At 72.0% G+C, this 17038-nt stretch carries 16 protein-coding genes; 13 read left to right on the forward strand and 3 right to left on the reverse strand.

Going from position 1 to position 17038, the window contains the following annotated elements:
- Positions 1-35 precede the first annotated feature (35 nt).
- Entirely contained in the window at positions 36-302 is a 267-nt protein-coding gene (locus ACIQHQ_RS29810) for a DUF4190 domain-containing protein (RefSeq protein WP_402617560.1), read from the forward strand.
- A 140-nt stretch (positions 303-442) separates the two neighbouring features.
- Entirely contained in the window at positions 443-1612 is a 1170-nt protein-coding gene (locus ACIQHQ_RS29815) for a cysteine desulfurase family protein (protein WP_402617563.1), read from the forward strand.
- Between the two features lie 48 nt (positions 1613-1660).
- Here ACIQHQ_RS29815 and ACIQHQ_RS29820 read toward each other — a convergent pair whose 3' ends face one another.
- The gene (locus ACIQHQ_RS29820) at positions 1661-2326 is read right to left on the reverse strand and encodes an N-acetylmuramoyl-L-alanine amidase (protein ID WP_402617566.1); all 666 of its coding nucleotides are present in this window, start codon (positions 2324-2326) and stop codon (positions 1661-1663) included.
- Between the two features lie 60 nt (positions 2327-2386).
- Here ACIQHQ_RS29820 and mnmA point away from each other — a divergent pair, with 60 nt between their 5' ends.
- A complete protein-coding gene (gene mnmA, locus ACIQHQ_RS29825; RefSeq protein WP_402617569.1) occupies positions 2387-3517 on the forward strand; it encodes a tRNA 2-thiouridine(34) synthase MnmA in 1131 nt (376 codons plus the stop codon).
- Between the two features lie 62 nt (positions 3518-3579).
- Here the strand turns inward: mnmA and ACIQHQ_RS29830 are convergent, their stop codons facing one another.
- Together ACIQHQ_RS29830 and ACIQHQ_RS29835 are read right to left on the reverse strand one after the other, a co-directional pair.
- Positions 3580-4362 carry an alpha/beta fold hydrolase gene (locus ACIQHQ_RS29830; protein ID WP_402617571.1) on the reverse strand — a complete coding sequence of 261 codons (783 nt, stop codon included), beginning with the start codon at positions 4360-4362 and terminating at the stop codon, positions 3580-3582.
- A gap of 61 nt (positions 4363-4423) precedes the next feature.
- Positions 4424-4747, reverse strand: a complete 324-nt coding sequence (locus ACIQHQ_RS29835; RefSeq protein ID WP_402617574.1) for a DUF427 domain-containing protein — start codon at positions 4745-4747, stop codon at positions 4424-4426.
- Positions 4748-4828: 81 nt separating this feature from the next.
- Here ACIQHQ_RS29835 and ACIQHQ_RS29840 point away from each other — a divergent pair, with 81 nt between their 5' ends.
- The 10 genes from ACIQHQ_RS29840 to gatB all read left to right on the forward strand — a co-directional run bounded on the left by ACIQHQ_RS29840 (position 4829) and on the right by gatB (position 17018).
- Positions 4829-5632, forward strand: coding sequence for a class I SAM-dependent DNA methyltransferase (locus ACIQHQ_RS29840; RefSeq protein WP_402617577.1), 804 nt, complete (start codon positions 4829-4831; stop codon positions 5630-5632).
- Positions 5629-6168, forward strand: coding sequence for a TIGR00730 family Rossman fold protein (locus ACIQHQ_RS29845; RefSeq protein ID WP_402617580.1), 540 nt, complete (start codon positions 5629-5631; stop codon positions 6166-6168). Before ACIQHQ_RS29840 ends, ACIQHQ_RS29845 begins: the two co-directional genes overlap by 4 nt.
- A gap of 224 nt (positions 6169-6392) precedes the next feature.
- On the forward strand, positions 6393-7091 hold the full coding sequence (locus tag ACIQHQ_RS29850) for an SDR family oxidoreductase (RefSeq protein ID WP_402617583.1): 699 nt from the start codon (positions 6393-6395) through the stop codon (positions 7089-7091).
- Between the two features lie 31 nt (positions 7092-7122).
- Positions 7123-8130, forward strand: coding sequence for a methionine synthase (locus ACIQHQ_RS29855; protein ID WP_402617586.1), 1008 nt, complete (start codon positions 7123-7125; stop codon positions 8128-8130).
- Between the two features lie 15 nt (positions 8131-8145).
- Positions 8146-10341, forward strand: a complete 2196-nt coding sequence (ligA, locus tag ACIQHQ_RS29860; protein ID WP_402617589.1) for an NAD-dependent DNA ligase LigA — start codon at positions 8146-8148, stop codon at positions 10339-10341.
- A 258-nt stretch (positions 10342-10599) separates the two neighbouring features.
- The gene (locus ACIQHQ_RS29865) at positions 10600-12876 is read left to right on the forward strand and encodes a putative bifunctional diguanylate cyclase/phosphodiesterase (protein ID WP_402617592.1); all 2277 of its coding nucleotides are present in this window, start codon (positions 10600-10602) and stop codon (positions 12874-12876) included.
- Positions 12877-13457: 581 nt separating this feature from the next.
- Positions 13458-13754, forward strand: coding sequence for an Asp-tRNA(Asn)/Glu-tRNA(Gln) amidotransferase subunit GatC (gene gatC / locus ACIQHQ_RS29870; protein ID WP_007505297.1), 297 nt, complete (start codon positions 13458-13460; stop codon positions 13752-13754).
- Positions 13755-13759: 5 nt separating this feature from the next.
- A complete protein-coding gene (gene gatA, locus ACIQHQ_RS29875) occupies positions 13760-15253 on the forward strand; it encodes an Asp-tRNA(Asn)/Glu-tRNA(Gln) amidotransferase subunit GatA (RefSeq protein ID WP_402617595.1) in 1494 nt (497 codons plus the stop codon).
- Positions 15250-15489 (forward strand): hypothetical protein, encoded by a 240-nt coding sequence (locus ACIQHQ_RS29880; RefSeq protein WP_030851407.1) that lies wholly within the window; start codon positions 15250-15252, stop codon positions 15487-15489. Before gatA ends, ACIQHQ_RS29880 begins: the two co-directional genes overlap by 4 nt.
- Before the next feature lie 14 nt (positions 15490-15503).
- Entirely contained in the window at positions 15504-17018 is a 1515-nt protein-coding gene (gene gatB / locus ACIQHQ_RS29885; RefSeq protein WP_402617598.1) for an Asp-tRNA(Asn)/Glu-tRNA(Gln) amidotransferase subunit GatB, read from the forward strand.
- Positions 17019-17038 lie beyond the last annotated feature (20 nt).

Consider the following 17038-nt stretch of genomic DNA (forward strand, 5'->3'; position numbering starts at 1 on the left):
CCACCCCTTCGATCCGCATCCAGGAGTCGATCATCATGCAGCTCACCGCTCCGGCCTCGCGCCGCACCGGTATCCGCGACACCGACGGCATGGCCGTAGCGTCCTTCGTCCTCGGCCTGCTGGGCCTGCTCGTGCTCAACCTCTTCCTCGGTCCGATCGCCATCGTGCTGGCGAGCGTCGCCCTGTGGCGCGGCACCGAGCGCCGCGGCCGCGCGTGGCTGGGCCTGGGCCTGGGCGTCGCCGACCTGCTGGTCCTCGCGGCCTTCATGGAGTTCGACAGCACGATCTCGTGGAGTTTCTGAGCCGCCGTCGGACAGCCGTCCGCCGGTACGCCGCGGCCGCGCCCGAGGACGACGGGCCGTCGCCGCGCCGGGAAGCGGTTCACGTTCGGCCAGCCTTGGCCTGAGGCCGGTGGAAGGGGAGCCGTAGAATCGGGCTCACCATGGCTTACCTCGACCACGCCGCGACCACCCCGATGCTCCCGGAGGCGGCAGAGGCGCTCACCGCCCAGCTGGGTGCCACCGGCAACGCGTCCTCCCTCCACGCATCCGGCAGGCAGGCCCGCCGCACCGTCGAGGAGGCCCGCGAGACCCTCGCCGAAGCCCTCGGCGCCCGCCCCAGCGAGGTCGTCTTCACCTCGGGCGGCACGGAGGCCGACAATCTCGCCGTCAAGGGCCTCTACTGGTCACGCCGCGACGCCGACCCGGCCCGCACCCGCGTCCTCGCCAGCCCCGTCGAGCACCACGCGGTCCTCGACGCCGTGCACTGGCTCGGCGAACACGAGGGCGCCACCATCGAATACCTGCCGGTCGACACCCACGGCCGCGTCCACCCCGACGCCCTGCGCGAGGCGATCGCCCGCAACCCCGACGACGTGGCCCTCGCCACCGTCATGTGGGCGAACAACGAGATCGGGACGATCCTGCCGATCCGCGAACTCGCCGCCGCAGCAGCCGAGTCCGGGGTCCCGCTGCACTCGGACGCCGTCCAGGCCTTCGGACAGATCCCCGTGGACTTCGCCGCCTCAGGCCTCGCCGCGATGACGGTCTCGGGCCACAAGATCGGCGGCCCCTACGGCATCGGCGCGCTGATCCTCGGCCGTGAGCACACCCCCGTCCCGGTGCTGCACGGCGGCGGCCAGGAGCGCCATGTGCGCTCCGGCACCCTCGACGTGCCCGCCATCGCCTCCTTCGCCGTCGCCGGGCGGCTGGCCGCCGAGCAGCGCGAGTGGTTCGCCCGCGAGATCGGCGCCCTGCGCGACGCCCTTGTCGATGCCGTCCGTTCGGCGGTGCCGGACGCGATCCTCGGCGGCGACCCGGACCCGGATGGCCGCCTCCCGGCCAACGCGCACTTCACCTTCCCCGGCTGCGAGGGCGACTCCCTGCTGCTCCTGCTCGACGCGCAGGGCATCGAGTGCTCCACCGGCTCCGCCTGCACCGCCGGCGTCGCCCAGCCCAGCCATGTCCTGCTCGCCACCGGCACCGACCCCGACCTGGCCCGCGGCACCCTGCGCTTCTCCCTCGGCCACACCTCCACGCAGGCCGACATCGAGGCCCTGGCGAAGGCCATCGGCCCGGCGGTGGAACGGGCGCGGGCTGCCGGACTGACATAACGCGAGCGGCCTGACCGACGCAGAAGGCTGCGCGGACGGGCCCGGCGGTCACGCCGGTGTCGTGCGCGCCCGCCGGATCAGGCGCAGGTACTTCTCCCAGTCCCAGTGCCGCCCCGGGTCCGTGTGATCCGTTCCCGGGACCTCCACGTGGCCGATGATGTGCTCGCGGTCCACGGGTATGTCGTAGCGGGCGCAGATCCGGGCCGTGAGACGGGCCGAGGCCTCGTACATCTCGTCCGTGAAGTCCTGCGGGCGGTCCACGAAACCTGCGTGCTCGATGCCCACACTACGTTCGTTGTAGTCGCGGTTGCCCGCGTGGTAGGCCACGTCCAGCTCACGGATCATCTGGGCGACCCGCCCGTCCTGCCCGACGATGTAGTGCGCGGCCGCCTTGTGCCCCGGGTCCTGGAAAGCCTTCACCGCGCTGCCGAAACTGCCCTGCGTGACATGGACGACCACCATGTCTATGCCGTAGTCGTCGGGGCGGTCCGCACGGCGCCAGTTGGCGTCCGAGGCCGCCACCCAGCGCGCCCCCGCGTAGTCGACCTCGCCCTCCTTGCGCGGCTTCTCGACACCCGGAGCGCGCCACCACAGACGCGCCAGCTCGTCCCGGGCCAAGGCGGCGGAGCCCGCCGCGGCCACCGTGCCGCCGATCAGCAGCGCACGGCGGCCGACCTTCCGGTCGCCGTCCCTCGAAGCCTTCCGCTCTCCCATGTGATCGTCAACGGATACCCGGCGGCCCCGGTTCCCGCGCCCCCGTACCCTGGAAGGGTTATGACTGAGATCCCGCAGCGCCCCCGCCCCCTCCGCGTCCTGGCCGCCATGTCCGGCGGTGTCGACTCCGCCGTCGCCGCCGCCCGCGCGGCCGAAGCGGGCCACGACGTGACCGGCGTCCACCTGGCGCTCTCCGCCAACCCCCAATCGTTCCGGACGGGCGCGCGGGGCTGCTGCACCATCGAGGACTCGCGCGACGCCCGCCGCGCCGCGGACGTCATCGGCATCCCGTTCTACGTGTGGGACCTCGCCGACCGCTTCCGCGAGGACGTCGTCGAGGACTTCGTCGCCGAGTACGAGGCCGGCCGCACCCCCAACCCCTGCCTGCGCTGCAACGAGAAGATCAAGTTCGCCGCCCTCCTCGACAAGGCGCTCGCCCTCGGCTTCGACGCCGTCTGCACCGGCCACTACGCCCAGGTGATCGTCAGCGAGGACGGCACCCGCGAACTGCACCGCGCCTCCGACATGGCCAAGGACCAGTCCTACGTCCTCGGCGTGCTCGACGACCGGCAGCTCGCCCATGCCATGTTCCCGCTCGGCGACACCGTCACCACCAAGGACGAGATCCGCGCGGAGGCCGAGCGCAGGGGCCTGGCGGTGGCCAAGAAGCCCGACTCGCACGACATCTGCTTCATCGCCGACGGCGACACCCAGGGCTTCCTCGCGAAGCGGCTCGGCCGCTCCGAGGGCGACATCGTCGACGAGTCCGGCAACCGGCTCGGCACCCACGAGGGCGCGTACGGCTTCACCATCGGCCAGCGCAAGGGCCTGCGCATCGGCACCCCGGCCCCCGACGGCAAGCCGCGCTACGTCCTCGACATCTCACCGGTGGACAACACGGTGACCGTCGGCCCGGCGTCCGCCCTGGACGTCAGCGCCCTCACCGCGATCAAGCCCCGCTGGTGCGGCGCCGCCCCCGCCGGCCCCGGCACCTACACCGCCCAGCTGCGCGCCCACGGCGGCGAGACCGAGGTCACCGCCGAAGTCGTCGACGGCTCCCTGGAGGTCACCTTCGCCGAGCCGGTCCGCGGCGTCGCGCCCGGCCAGGCGATCGTCCTGTACGACGGCACGCGTGTGGTCGGCTCGGCGACGATCGCGTCGACGACCCGCGCGACGGCCGGCGTGGCCTGACCCCGCCGCGGGGCCCGGGGCCGGGCTCCACGCGCGCGTGCCCCCGCGCCCCCCGGGCTCAGTCAGTCCCGGTTGAAGAACTCCGTCAGCACCGGCGCCAGCACATTCGGCTCGACCATGTGCGTCTGGCCCTGGAGCGTGCGGTACGTACCGTCGGGGACGGAGTCGGCGATCGCCCTGGCCGCCTCGCGCAGCCACCCGGGGCTCGCGTCGCCCGCCACCGCCAGGACGGGGACGCCGACCGAGGCCAGCCGGGAGCGGGGCACCCGGCCGTCGCCCATGACGGCGTCGTCGTAGGCGAGGCTCGACGCCATGGCCTCCATGCCGGCCCACATGGGGGACTGGCGGGCGCCCTGGATCACGCCCTCGGCGAGGCCCGTCAGGCGCAGGAACAGCTCGACCGCGTCCCCGCGCCGGCCCTCGCCGAGCGCCTCCCTCAGCCGTTGGGTGTAGTCCGCGCGCTCCTTGGCGCCCTCCTCGGACATCGCGAACGGCGTCTCGTAGACCGCCACGCGCCGCACCGGCAGTCCGCTCGCCGCCGCCTCCAGCGCGAGGGCCCCGCCCGAGGAGATGCCGTACAGGTGTGCCTCGCCGCCCACCGCCTCGATCACGGCGGCCAGGTCCTCGACCTCACGCTCCACGGCGTACGGCGCGGTGTCCGCGCTGGCGCCACGGCCCCGGCGGTCGTACACGACGGCCTGGAAACGGTCCGAGAGCGACACGGCCAGCGGCGCCAGGGTGCCGCCCGTCGACATCGCGCCACTCACCAGGACGACCGTGGGGCCGCGTCCGGTGCTCTCGTAGGCGATGCGGGTGCCGTCGCCCGAAAGGGTCTTCTTGTCCATGCCCATGCAGACTGCCGCACGCCGGGGTGTTCATCGATGAGGCGGGCGGCGCGTCAGCCGATCAGAACACTTCCACTTCGTAGAAGCACAGGTGGTCCTTGATGTCGACGACATCCGGCTTGGGGTCCGGATACGCCCAGACGAGGTCCGCCGCGTCCGGCAGCGACCAGTAGGAGGCGGTGCCCTTGAACGGGCAGTACGTCCGCGTGCCGGACGGCGTCAGCAGGTCCAGGCGCACGTCCTCGGCGGGAATGTAGTACCGCTCGGGACAGCCCGTCTCGCGCAGGACCAGCGACCGGTCGCTCTCCGCCAGCACCTGCCCGCCGTGCACCACGCGCACGTGCCCGCCGCTCCGCTCGATGGTGATGCGATGCCCTGTGGTCACGATCGCCCCTCCTCGGGTAGCCGACTCCCCGGGTACAGCGCAGGCTGAAGCGGAGTTCTTCCCTCGCCGCAGGAGGCCCCCATGCGCGCCACGGAAACGGCCGGAAACCGCTCCAGCCTGCTGCACCAGGTCCGGTACGCCCTGCGACACCCGGAGCGGGTGCCCGCGCACGCCCGGCGCGCGGTGCGGGACGCCTGGCTGCGGCTGCGCCACCCCGACCACATCGCCTACTACCGGGCCGTGATGGCCTCGGACGCGGCCCGCAGCACCGAGGCCGCGGTGGGGCACAACCCCTCGCGCGAGCAGTGGGCGCGCATCGGCCGCATGCAGTTCGACTACCTGGTGGGCCACGGCCTCCAGCCGCACCACCGGCTCCTGGAGATCGGCTGCGGCAATCTGCGCGCCGGGCGGCTGTTCATCGACTACCTCGACACCGCGCACTACTACGGCATCGACATCTCGCCCCCCATCCTGCTCGCCGCCCAGGACACCCTCGTGGCCGAGAAGCTCCAGCCCAAACTGCCCTATCTGATGCTCGCCGACGACCTCACCTTCGCCTTCCTGCCGGACGCGCACTTCGACGTCGTGCACGCGCACAGCGTCTTCTCGCACTCGCCGCTGCACGTCATCGAGGAGTGCTTCGCCCACGTCGGCCGGATCCTCGCACCCGGCGGGTTCTTCGACTTCACGTTCGACCGCACCGAGGGCCAGGAGCACCAGGTGCTGCACGAGGACTTCTACTACCGGACGCGGACCCTCACCGACCTCGCCGCGCGGCACGGCCTGTCTGCCCGGTTCATGGACGACTGGGAGCGCCTCCCGCACCGGCAGTCCAAAATGCGGGTCACCGTCACGGTGGACCGGGCCCGTACGGTGGGTTCATGAACATCTGTGTCTTCCTGTCCGCGGCCGACCTCGACGAGCGCTACACCCGCCCCGCACGGGAGTTCGCCACGCTGCTGGGCAAGGGCGGCCACACGCTGGTGTGGGGCGGCTCCGACGTCGGCCTCATGAAGGTGGTCGCCGACGGGGTGCAGGAGGCGGGCGGCCGGCTGGCAGGCGTCTCCGTGCAGTTCCTCGCGGCCAAGGCCCGCCCGGGCGTCGACGAGATGGTGATCGCCAAGGACCTCGCCGAGCGCAAGAGGCTGCTCCTGGAGCGGGCCGATGCCGTGGTGATCATGGTCGGCGGCACCGGGACGCTCGACGAGGCGACCGAGATCCTGGAGCTGAAGAAGCACGGTCTCACCGACAAGCCGGTGGTCCTGCTCAACACCGCGGGCTTCTACGACGGTCTGAAGGAGCAGTTCCGCCGCATGGACGCCGAGGGCTTCCTGCCCCGGCCGCTCACCGACCTGGTGTTCTTCGCCGAGGAGCCGGTGGGGGCTCTGGCCTACCTGGAGGAGAGCCGGGGCATCGGGTGACCCAGGGGCCCTGTGACGGATCTGCGCAGCGTCGCGACGCCCGGCACGCACTCCTGCGAGTTCTCGGCTTCGCCCGAGCACGGAGGACCCCCATGCCGTGCGGTGCGAAGGGAAGGGCCAGTGGCTCCGCCACCTGACCCTCCGCACCGCAGGCCGATCGCACCCACCGAACCCCGCTCCTTCTCTGCGGAGATCCATCACGAGGCCCCGGCGCTGATGCGAGCATGGCGGACATGGCTACTCATGTGATCACCGGAGCCGGCTCCGGCATCGGCGCGGCCGTGACCCGCCGCCTGCACGCGCGCGGGGACGACCTCGTGCTGCACGCGCGCGACGCGGGCCGTGCGAAGGAGCTGGCGGCCGAGTTCCCCGGCGCGAGGACATTGGTGGGCGACCTCGCCGACCCGGACAAGCTGTCCTGGGCCTTCTCCCACCAGTCGCTGCCGGACCGCGTCGACTCGCTGCTGCACATCGCCGGTGTCGTCGACCTCGGCCCGGTCGGCGAGCTCACGCCGAAGACCTGGCGCCACCAGCTCAACGTCAACCTGATCGCCCCCGCCGAGCTGACCCGCCACTTCCTGCCCCAGCTGCGCGCCGCCCGCGGGCACGTGATCTTCGTCAACTCCGGCGCCGGCCTGAGCGCTCATGCCGGCTGGTCCGCGTACGCCGCCTCCAAGCACGGCCTGAAGGCCCTCGCCGACTCCCTGCGCCACGAGGAGCACGCGGGCGGCGTCCGGGTCACCTCCGTCTATCCCGGCCGCACGGCCAGCCCCATGCAGGCCAAGGTCCATCAGCAGGAAGGCAAGGAGTACGACGCCTCGAAGTGGATCGACCCCGAGTCGGTCGCCACGACGATCGTCATGGCCCTGGACCTGCCGCGGGACGCGGAGGTCAACGACCTGACGGTGCGCCCGGGAGGCTGACCCCGGTCACGGCGCTGCGTAGGCTTCTCCGGTGAGCGAAAACAGCCAGTTCAGGTTCGGCGCCGCCACCGGCGTGGGATCCATGCCGGGCGGCGACGCCCGTGAGGCCGCCAAAACCGTCACCGGCACCTTCGAGGACTTCCCCTTCCTGCCCGAACTGCCCGCCCGGGGGCCGGGCGCGGACATGATCGGGCGGACCGCCGGCATGCTCGTCGAGCTCTACGCGCGGGTGGAACCCAGCGGATGGCGGCTCGGGGACCGGCCGGGGCGCGACACCAAGAGGGCCCGCTCCTGGCTCGGCGAGGACCTCGACGCGCTGGAGGAATTCACGCAGGAGTACCAGGGGCCGCTGAAGGTGCAGGCCGTCGGTCCCTGGACCCTCGCGGCCAACCTGGAGCTGCGCGGCGGGGAGGCCGTCCTCTCCGACGCCGGCGCCTGCCGCGACCTCGCCGCCTCCCTCGCCGAGGGCCTGCGTCTGCACCTCGCCGAGGTACAGCGGCGGGTCCCCGGCGCGCAGCTCGTCCTCCAGCTCGACGAGCCGTCCCTCACCGCAGTCCTGCGCGGCCAGGTGAAGACCGCCAGCGGCTACCGCACCCACCGGGCCCCCGACCGGCAGATCGTCGAGCAGACGCTGCGCGACCTCGTCGGGATCCACACCGGCGGCCCGGCCGTGGTCCACTCCTGTGCCCCGGACGTGCCGTTCGCCCTGCTCCGCCGGGCGGGCGCGGCGGCCGTCTCGTTCGACTTCTCCTTGCTCACCGAGCGTGACGACGAGGTGATCGGCGAGGCGGTGGAGGGCGGCACCCGGCTCTTCACCGGTGTCGTCCCGGGCACGGAGGGCCCGTTGTCAGACCCTGCCGGTAGCGTCATGGGTGTCAGGACGCTGTGGCGCAGGCTGGGGCTGTCACCGGGGCTTCTCGCGGAGGCGGTCACGGTCACGCCGGCGTGCGGACTCGCGGGGGTCTCCCCGGAGTACGCGCGCACGGCTCTCGCGCACTGCGCCCGGGCGGCGAGATCCCTCGCGGACAACCCAGAGTAACGGGAGGACGACACGGTGGCCGGCGACAAGCAAGCGGAGACGACGACGGTGCCCGCCGAGGCACGGGAGAAGCACGCGCGCCTCGCGGAGCAGATCGAGGAGCACCGCTTCCGCTACTACGTGAAGGACGCTCCCGTCGTCAGCGACGCGGAGTTCGACCAGCTGCTGCGTTCCCTGGAGGCGCTGGAGGAGGAGCACCCGGAGCTGCGCACCCCGGACTCGCCGACGCAGAAGGTGTCCGGCTCGTACGAGACGGAGTTCACGGCCGTCGAGCACCGCCAGCGCATGCTCTCCCTCGACAACACGTTCAACGACGAGGAGATGGCCGCCTGGACGGAGCGCATCGCCAGGGAACTGGGTGAGCAGGAGTACCACTTCCTGTGCGAGCTGAAGGTCGACGGCCTCGCCGTGAACCTCACCTACGAGCACGGCCGTCTCACCCGCGCGGCCACCCGCGGCGACGGCCGCACCGGTGAGGACATCACACCGAACGTGCGGACGATCACCGAGATCCCCGACCGCCTCAAGGGCGACGACGTCCCCGACCTCGTGGAGATCCGCGGCGAGGTCTACTTCCCGATGGAGAAGTTCCAGGAGCTCAACGCCCGCCTCGTCGAGGCAGGTGACAAACCCTTCGCCAACCCGCGCAACGCGGCGGCCGGTTCCCTTCGCCAGAAAGACCCGCGCGTCACCGCCACGCGCCCCCTGCACATGGTGGTCCACGGCATCGGCGCCCTGGAGGGCTTCACCGGCCTGACCCGCCTTTCCCAGGCCTACGACCTGCTGAAGACCTGGGGCCTGCCCACCTCCCGGCACAACAAGGTGGTCGACGGGCTGGAGGGCGTACGGGAGTTCATCGCCCACTTCGGCGAGAACCGCCACTCCGTGGAGCACGAGATCGACGGCGTGGTCGTCAAGCTCGACCAGATCCCCCTCCAGGGCCGCCTCGGCTCCACCTCGCGCGCGCCGCGCTGGGCGATCGCGTACAAGTACGCGCCGGAGGAGGTCAACACCAAGCTCGTCAACATCCGCGTGGGCGTGGGCCGCACGGGCCGCGTCACCCCGTACGCCCAGGTCGAACCGGTCACGGTCGCGGGTTCCGAGGTCGAGTTCGCCACGCTGCACAACCAGGACGTGGTCAAGGCCAAGGGCGTCCTCATCGGGGACACGGTCGTGCTGCGCAAGGCCGGTGACGTCATCCCCGAGATCCTCGGTCCCGTCGCCGACCTGCGCGACGGCAGTGAGCGCGAGTTCGTGATGCCGAGCGAGTGCCCCGAGTGCGGCACGCCGCTGCGGCCGATGAAGGAGGGCGACGTCGACCTGCGCTGCCCGAACGCCCGCACCTGCCCGGCCCAGTTGCGCGAGCGCCTGTTCTACCTCGCCGGCCGCAAGGCCCTGGACATCGAGCACTTCGGCTACGTCGCCGCCGCCGCCCTCACCGCCCCGCTGGAGCCGAAGACCCCGCCGCTCGTCGACGAGGGCGACCTGTTCGACCTCACCATCGAGCAGCTGCTGCCCATCAAGGCGTACGTCCTCGACCCGGACAGCGGTCTGCCCAAGCGCGACCCGAAGACCGGCGAGGAGAAGGTCGCCACGATCTTCGCCAACCAGGAGGGCAAGCCCCGCAAGAACGCGGTGGCCATGCTGGAGAACATCGCGGCGGCCAAGGAGCGCCCCCTCGCCCGCGTCATCACCAGCCTGTCGATCCGTCACGTCGGCCCTGTCGCGGCCGAGGCGCTGGCCCGCGAGTTCCGCTCGATCGAGCGCATCGACCAGGCCACGGAGGAGGAGCTGGCGGTCACCGAGGGCGTCGGCCCGACCATCGCCGCCTCTCTCAAGCAGTGGTTCGCCGAGGACTGGCACCGCGACATCATCCGTAAGTGGAAGGCCGCGGGCGTCCGCCTGGAGGCCGAGAGCACCGGCGAGGACGAGGGGCCGCGCCCCCTCGAAGGCCTCACCGTCGTCGTCACCGGCACGCTCGAACACTTCACGCGGGACGGCGCCAAGGAGGCGCTGCAGAGCCGCGGAGCGAAGGTGACCGGCTCGGTTTCGAAGAAGACGTCCTTCGTCGTGGTGGGTGACAGTCCGGGATCGAAGTACGACAAGGCGATGCAGCTGAAGGTTCCGGTCCTGAACGAGGAGGGTTTCGGCGTCCTGCTGGAGCAGGGACCGGACGCGGCGGCCGAAGTCGCGCTTTCGGCCGAGGAGTAGCGGTTGAAGGCCACCCGTTCGGCGCATACCAGATGCATACGGGTGGCCGGGGCGCAATCGGGCAACCGTCGGCGACCGCTGCCCGAGGAAGCCTTCCGCGGCCTACTGTTGAGATGTGCGCCTGCCGTGCCCAGCTGCGGTCGGGGCATCTTCGTGTTCGCACAGAGCGCGGGGAAGGGTTTCCAGCGCGGGCCGCCCAAGGGTTGTCGGGCACCGGGCCGCGGGGCGTGGGCACCGCCGGCTGTGAGAGGGACGGGAATGGAACCGACCGAGAGCGCCGTGCCGGACTCACGGCTGCGCCTGCGCCGCATGGCGGTCGCATGGCGTGCAGTGCGTGGGGCCGGGCGGCCGGCGGGACGTCCGGGTGCGGAGGTGCGCGCCGTCGGACAGTACACCCCGGACGGGCGTGCCGGCGCGGGGCGCGCCGCCGACGGCCCCGGCGCACAGCCGATCACCGAACACACCTCCGGACTGGCCGGCGAGGACGCGGACGGCGAACGGCACCACTCGTGGCCCGCGCTGCCCGCGGCCGTCGTCGCGGCGGCCGGGTTCGTCCTGGGCGGGGGTTTCTACCGCGCCTTCACCGACGGCCACGCCCTCTTCCCGTCCGGCACGGCCGGCTGGTCGCTGGCCGTGCTGACCGGCGTCATCGTCGGCCACCTCGTCATGCTGGGCCGCTCCCGCTGGTGGGGCGGCACCGGCTCGGGCGCCGCCCTCACCCTCGCCGTGCTGCTGCTCCACGGCTGGGTTCCGGCCGGCATGGTCAGCCTGACGGTCGTCGTGCTCGTCGGGATAGCCCGCCGCAACCGCTGGCGCCAGGGCGTGCTGCACGGCGCCGTCGACCTCCTCGGCATCGGCGCCGGCGCGCTCGTGCTGGGCGTCTTCGGAAGCGTGCCGTCCGTCGAGTCCCCGGCGGAGCCCGCCGCCTGGACCCTGGCCACCGCACCCCAGGTGGCCCTGGTCGCCGCCGCCTACCTGACGGTCAGCCGCGTCCTGCTCTGGTACCTGCACGCCCCGCGCCCCGGCCTGCCGACGGTCGCCCGCACCGCCCTGGTCAGACAGGGCCTGGTCGCGGTCGCGCTGCTGGGGATCGCGCCGCTGATCTGCGTGGTCGCCGCGGCCAAGCCGATCCTGCTGCCGCTGTTCGCCATCCCGCTCATCGCCCTGGACTCCACCCTGTGGATAGCCCGGGCCCGCGCGGAGGAGCAACTGCGCGACCCGCTGACCGGGCTGCCCAACCGTCAGTGGCTGCTGGAGCGCATCTGGACCGCACTGGACGACGCGGAGCGGATCAACGCCCGCGCCGCGTTGATGCTGATCGACCTCGACCGGTTCCGGTCGGTCAACGACACCCTCGGTCATCTCGCCGGTGACCGGCTGCTGTTGCAGATCGCCGACCGGCTGCGGGTGGCGCTGCCGCGCGGGGCGGAGGCCGCCCGGCTCGGCGGGGACGAGTTCGCCGTCTTACTGCCCGTCGCCGATTCCACGACCTCCGCGACCCGCGTCGCCCGCAACCTCGTCGCCGCGCTCAGCTCCCCGCTCGACCTCGACGGCCTCACCCTCGTGCTGGAGGCCAGCGCCGGAGTCGCCGTCTTCCCCGACCACGCCCTGGACGCCGAAGGGCTGCTGCGGCGGGCGGACGTGGCGATGTACCAGGCGAAGCGGGATCGCACCGGCGTCGAGGTCTACGAGTCCAAACGCGACTCCAACACCCCCGACCGGCTCGGCCTGCTGGGTGATCTGCGCCGCGCCCTCGACGCCCACGAGGTGCATCTGCACTACCAGCCCAAGGTCCGCTTCGACGGCCAGGTCGCGGGCCTGGAGGCCCTGGTCCGCTGGGTGCACCCCGAGCGGGGCAAGGTGCCGCCGGACGAGTTCATAGCGATCGCCGAATCCTCGGGCCTGATGCCCCACCTCACCGAGTACGTGCTGGAGACCGCGCTCGGCCAGGTCGCGCGCTGGCGGAGCCAGGGCCTGTTCGTCCCGGTCGCGGTGAACGTCTCCCCGCGCGATGTGCACACCCCCGGCTTCGCAGGCTCCGTCGCCGCCCGGCTGGCCCGGCACGGCGTCCCGGCGGGAGCGCTCCAACTGGAGATCACCGAGCACGTCCTCCTGGAGGACCCGCAGCGCGCCGCCGACACCCTCAACCAGCTGACCGCGCACGGCGTGAAGATGTCCCTCGACGACTTCGGCACGGGCTACTCCTCGCTCGTGCACCTGCGCCGGCTGCCGGTCAGCGAGCTGAAGATCGACCGCTCGTTCGTGGCCCGGCTGGCGGTCGACACCGAGGACGCGGAGATCGTGCGCTGCACGGTCGACCTCGCCCACTCCCTCGGCCTGCTCGTGGTCGCCGAGGGCGTCGAGGACGACGAGACCTGGGAGCGCCTGCGCGACCTCGGCTGCGACGCCGTCCAGGGCTGGCTGGTCGCGGCGGCGATGCCCCCGGAGGAGACCACGGCGTGGCTGCGGGCGCGGGGCCCCAGGGGATGGCAGCGGCCGCGCGCCGCGCTGCCCGCGGCAACGGCCGACGAGTAGGTCTTCGCCCCGGCCGTTTGGCCCCACGGCTTGGTGGTCCGAACGAGGGGTGCCCTCCCGCCTGCCGGGAATGGCAGCGCCCGCCGACGGCGACGCCGGCGCCCCCCCTGACGATCAAGGGCCTGCGGGACGGCACCCTCGTGCCGGCACGGCCTGGCGGCGCTCGTCTTCGCGGTGCCGGGCCCGAGGCCCGGTTCATGCGCGCGAGAGCCGGGTCGCCGCGACGCCGAGCAGACCGCTCAGCTCGTCCTCGGTCAGGGCCAGCACGTCGGGCGGCACTCGTGCCGCCCGGCCACACACTGATCGTGCCGCGCCACGGCGGTACGAAGGCGGTGGCCTTCGGAAGCCACTTCGTCGCGCGGTCATCGTCCTGATCGGTGCCGGACCGCTCTTCGCCGTCCGAGCGCGCCCGGACCGTCGTCCGGCGGCTCCACGCAGGCGCTGCGCGACGGCCCATTCCTGCGGAGCGGGGCCCGGGAGAACCGCCGTCACCGACGGCCGGGCCAAACCGCTTCACGGGCACGGCCCCGCGACCCATAGGATTGGGCCAAACCCATTCACTCACCCCAGAGGATCGCTGCATGCCTGGCATCACGCGCGAGGAGGTCGCCCACCTCGCCCGGCTGGCGCGTCTGGAGCTGAAGCCCGAAGAGCTCGACCACTTCGCGGGACAGCTGGACGACATCATCGGCGCGGTCGCCCGCGTCAGTGAGGTCGCCGACCAAGACGTACCGCCGACCTCGCACCCGCTCCCGTTGACGAACGTCATGCGCGCGGACGAGGTCCGTCCGTCGCTCACCCCCGAGCAGGCGCTCTCCGGCGCCCCGGCCCAGGAGCAGCGGCGTTTCAAGGTGCCGCAGATCCTGGGGGAGGACTAACAGCCATGACGGACATCATCAAGCTCACGGCAGCCGAGACCGCCGCGAAGATCGCCTCCGGCGAGCTCACCGCGGTCCAGGTCACGGAGGCCCACCTCGCCCGCATCGAGGCCGTCGACGAGAAGGTGCACGCCTTCCTGCACGTCGACCGGGAGGGCGCCCTGGCCCAGGCTCGTGCCGTCGACGACAAGCGCGCCAAGGGCGAGAAGCTCGGCCCGCTGGCCGGTGTGCCCCTCGCACTGAAGGACATCTTCACCACCGAGGGCATCCCGACCACGGTCGGCTCGAAGATCCTCGAGGGCTGGATCCCGCCGTACGACGCGACCGTCACCCAGCGCCTGAAGGCCGCCGACGTCGTCATCCTCGGAAAGACCAACATGGACGAGTTCGCCATGGGGTCCTCCACCGAGAACAGCGCCTACGGCCCGACCGGCAACCCCTGGGACCTGACCAGGATCCCCGGCGGCTCCGGTGGCGGTTCCTCCGCGGCGCTGGCCGCGCACATGGCCCCCCTCGCCATCGGCACCGACACGGGCGGCTCCATCCGCCAGCCCGCCGCCGTCACCGGCACCGTCGGTGTGAAGCCGACGTACGGCGGGGTGTCCCGCTACGGCATGGTGGCCTTCTCCTCTTCCCTCGACCAGGGCGGCCCCTGCGCCCGCACGGTCCTGGACGCGGCCCTGCTGCACGAGGTGATCGCGGGGCACGACCCGCTCGACTCCACGTCCATCGACGCCCCGGTCCCGCCGGTCGTCGAGGCCGCGCGCAACGGCTCGGTCGAGGGCATGCGCGTCGGCGTCGTCAAGCAGTTCCGCGGTGAGGGTTACCAGGCCGGCGTCATCCAGCGGTTCGACGAGTCCGTCGCGCTGCTGAAGGAGCTGGGCGCCGAGATCGTCGAGCTGGACTGCCCGTCCTTCGACCTCGCGCTGTCGGCGTACTACCTGATCGCGCCGAGCGAGTGCTCCTCCAACCTGGCCCGGTTCGACGGCCTGCGCTACGGCCTGCGGACCGGCGACGACGGCACGCACTCCGCCGAGGAAGTCACCTCCCTCACCCGCGAGGCCGGCTTCGGCCCCGAGGTCAAGCGTCGCATCATGCTCGGTACCTACGCCCTGTCGAGCGGCTACTACGACGCCTACTACGGCAGCGCCCAGAAGGTCCGCACGCTCATCAAGCAGGACTTCGACAAGGCGTTCGAGCAGGTCGACGTGATCGTCTCCCCGACGACGCCGACCACCGCATTCCCGATCGGCGAGCGCGCCGACGACCCGATGGCGATGTACCTCGCCGACCTGTGCACCATCCCGACCAACCTGGCGGGCAACGCGGCCATGTCGCTGCCGTGCGGCCTCGCCCCGGAGGACAACCTCCCGGTCGGTCTGCAGATCATCGCCCCCGTCATGAAGGACGACCGCCTGTACAAGGTGGGTGCGGCCGTCGAGGCCGCCTTCGTGGAAAAGTGGGGCCACCCGCTGATCGAGGAGGCTCCGTCGCTGTGAGCGCACTGTCCAAGGCCAAGGGCTTCAAGAAGTCCAAGTCCGGGCTGTACATCTCGATGGCCACGTCGGCGTTCGGCGCCGTCGGGGTCTACAAGCAGATCAAGAAGGCCCGCGGAGACAACGACACGCTGCGGCTGCTCGACGCCGTCGTGACCGGAGCCGCGGTCGTCACCAACCTGGCCATTCTCTACCGCGAGCTGAAGCAGCTGGGCGACGACGACGTCCTGTTGGGCTGAGAGGGAAGTTCACCGTGACCACCACGACCGACCTGGTGTCGTACGAGGACGCACTCGCGTCGTACGACCCCGTCATGGGCCTCGAGGTCCATGTCGAACTCGGCACCAAGACCAAGATGTTCTGCGGCTGCTCGACCGCCCTCGGCCAGGACGCCAACACGCAGACCTGCCCGGTCTGCCTGGGCCTGCCCGGCGCGCTCCCGGTCGTCAACGCGACCGGCGTCGAGTCCGCCATCAAGATCGGCCTCGCGCTGAACTGCGAGATCGCCGAGTGGTGCCGCTTCGCCCGGAAGAACTACTTCTATCCGGACATGCCGAAGAACTTCCAGACCTCCCAGTACGACGAGCCGATCGCCTTCAACGGATACCTCGACGTGCAGCTGGAGGACGGTGAGACCTTCCGTGTGGAGATCGAGCGCGCCCACATGGAGGAGGACACCGGCAAGTCGACCCACGTCGGTGGCGCGACGGGCCGTATCCACGGCGCCTCGCACTCGCTGCTGGACTACAACCGCGCCGGCATCCCGCTCATCGAGATCGTCACCAAGCCGATCGAGGGCGCGGGCGAGCGCGCACCCGAGGTCGCGCGGGCCTACGTCCGTGAGCTGCGCGAGCTCATCAAGGCGCTCGGCGTCTCCGAGGCCCGGATGGAGATGGGCCAGATGCGCTGCGACGTGAACCTGTCGCTGCGGCCGAACGGCACCGAGAAGTTCGGCACCCGCTCCGAGACGAAGAACGTGAACTCGCTGCGGTCCGTGGAGCGCGCGGCCCGCTTCGAGATCCAGCGGCACGCGGCCGTGCTGTCGTCCGGCGGCACGATCATCCAGGAGACCCGCCACTTCCACGAGGACACGGGGTCGACGACCTCGGGCCGGGTGAAGGAGGAGGCCGAGGACTACCGGTACTTCCCGGAGCCCGACCTCGTCCCGGTGGCCCCGTCCCGTGCATGGGTCGAGGAGATCCGCGCCGGGCTGCCCGAGCTGCCGCTGGTCCGCCGCAACCGGCTCCGCGAGGAGTGGGGCGTCTCGGCCACAGACATGCAGGCGATCCTCAACGCCGGTGCTCTGGAGCCGATCGTCGCCACCATCGAGGCCGGGGCCGACGCGGCGTCCGCCCGCAAGTGGTGGATGGGCGAGCTGGCCCGCAGCGCCAACGAGTCGGGCACGGCGCTCGACGAGCTTGCGATCACGCCGGCCCAGGTCGCCCGGGTCACCGAGCTCGTCGCGAAGGGCGACCTGAACGACAAGCTGGCCCGGCAGGTCATCGAGGGCGTCCTCGCGGGCGAGGGCACCCCGGACGAGGTCGTCGACAAGCGGGGCCTGAAGGTCGTCTCCGACGAGGGCGCCCTCACCACCGCCGTCGAGGAGGCCATCGCCGGCAACCCGGCCATCGCGGACAAGATCCGCGGCGGCAAGGTGGCCGCGGCCGGCGCCCTGGTCGGCGCGGTCATGAAGGCGACCCGGGGGCAGGCCGACGCGGCCCGCGTCAAGGAACTGATCCTTCAGAAGCTGGGCGTCGACGAGGGCTGAGCCCCGCCGACGCGACCGAG

Source organism: Streptomyces sp. NPDC092370, from assembly GCF_044755265.1.
Classification (GTDB): domain Bacteria; phylum Actinomycetota; class Actinomycetes; order Streptomycetales; family Streptomycetaceae; genus Streptomyces.

Excerpts from the sequence above, each read along its gene's own strand:
- ACIQHQ_RS29810 (WP_402617560.1), top strand. The coding sequence starts at position 36 with ATGCAGCTCACCGCTCCGGCCTCGCGCCGCACCGGTATCCGCGACACC.
- ACIQHQ_RS29815 (WP_402617563.1), top strand. The coding sequence starts at position 443 with ATGGCTTACCTCGACCACGCCGCGACCACCCCGATGCTCCCGGAGGCG.
- ACIQHQ_RS29820 (WP_402617566.1), bottom strand. The coding sequence starts at position 2,326 with ATGGGAGAGCGGAAGGCTTCGAGGGACGGCGACCGGAAGGTCGGCCGC.
- mnmA (WP_402617569.1), top strand. The coding sequence starts at position 2,387 with ATGACTGAGATCCCGCAGCGCCCCCGCCCCCTCCGCGTCCTGGCCGCC.
- ACIQHQ_RS29830 (WP_402617571.1), bottom strand. The coding sequence starts at position 4,362 with ATGGACAAGAAGACCCTTTCGGGCGACGGCACCCGCATCGCCTACGAG.
- ACIQHQ_RS29840 (WP_402617577.1), top strand. The coding sequence starts at position 4,829 with ATGCGCGCCACGGAAACGGCCGGAAACCGCTCCAGCCTGCTGCACCAG.
- ACIQHQ_RS29845 (WP_402617580.1), top strand. The coding sequence starts at position 5,629 with ATGAACATCTGTGTCTTCCTGTCCGCGGCCGACCTCGACGAGCGCTAC.
- ACIQHQ_RS29850 (WP_402617583.1), top strand. The coding sequence starts at position 6,393 with ATGGCGGACATGGCTACTCATGTGATCACCGGAGCCGGCTCCGGCATC.
- ACIQHQ_RS29865 (WP_402617592.1), top strand. The coding sequence starts at position 10,600 with ATGGAACCGACCGAGAGCGCCGTGCCGGACTCACGGCTGCGCCTGCGC.
- gatC (WP_007505297.1), top strand. The coding sequence starts at position 13,458 with ATGCCTGGCATCACGCGCGAGGAGGTCGCCCACCTCGCCCGGCTGGCG.
- gatA (WP_402617595.1), top strand. The coding sequence starts at position 13,760 with ATGACGGACATCATCAAGCTCACGGCAGCCGAGACCGCCGCGAAGATC.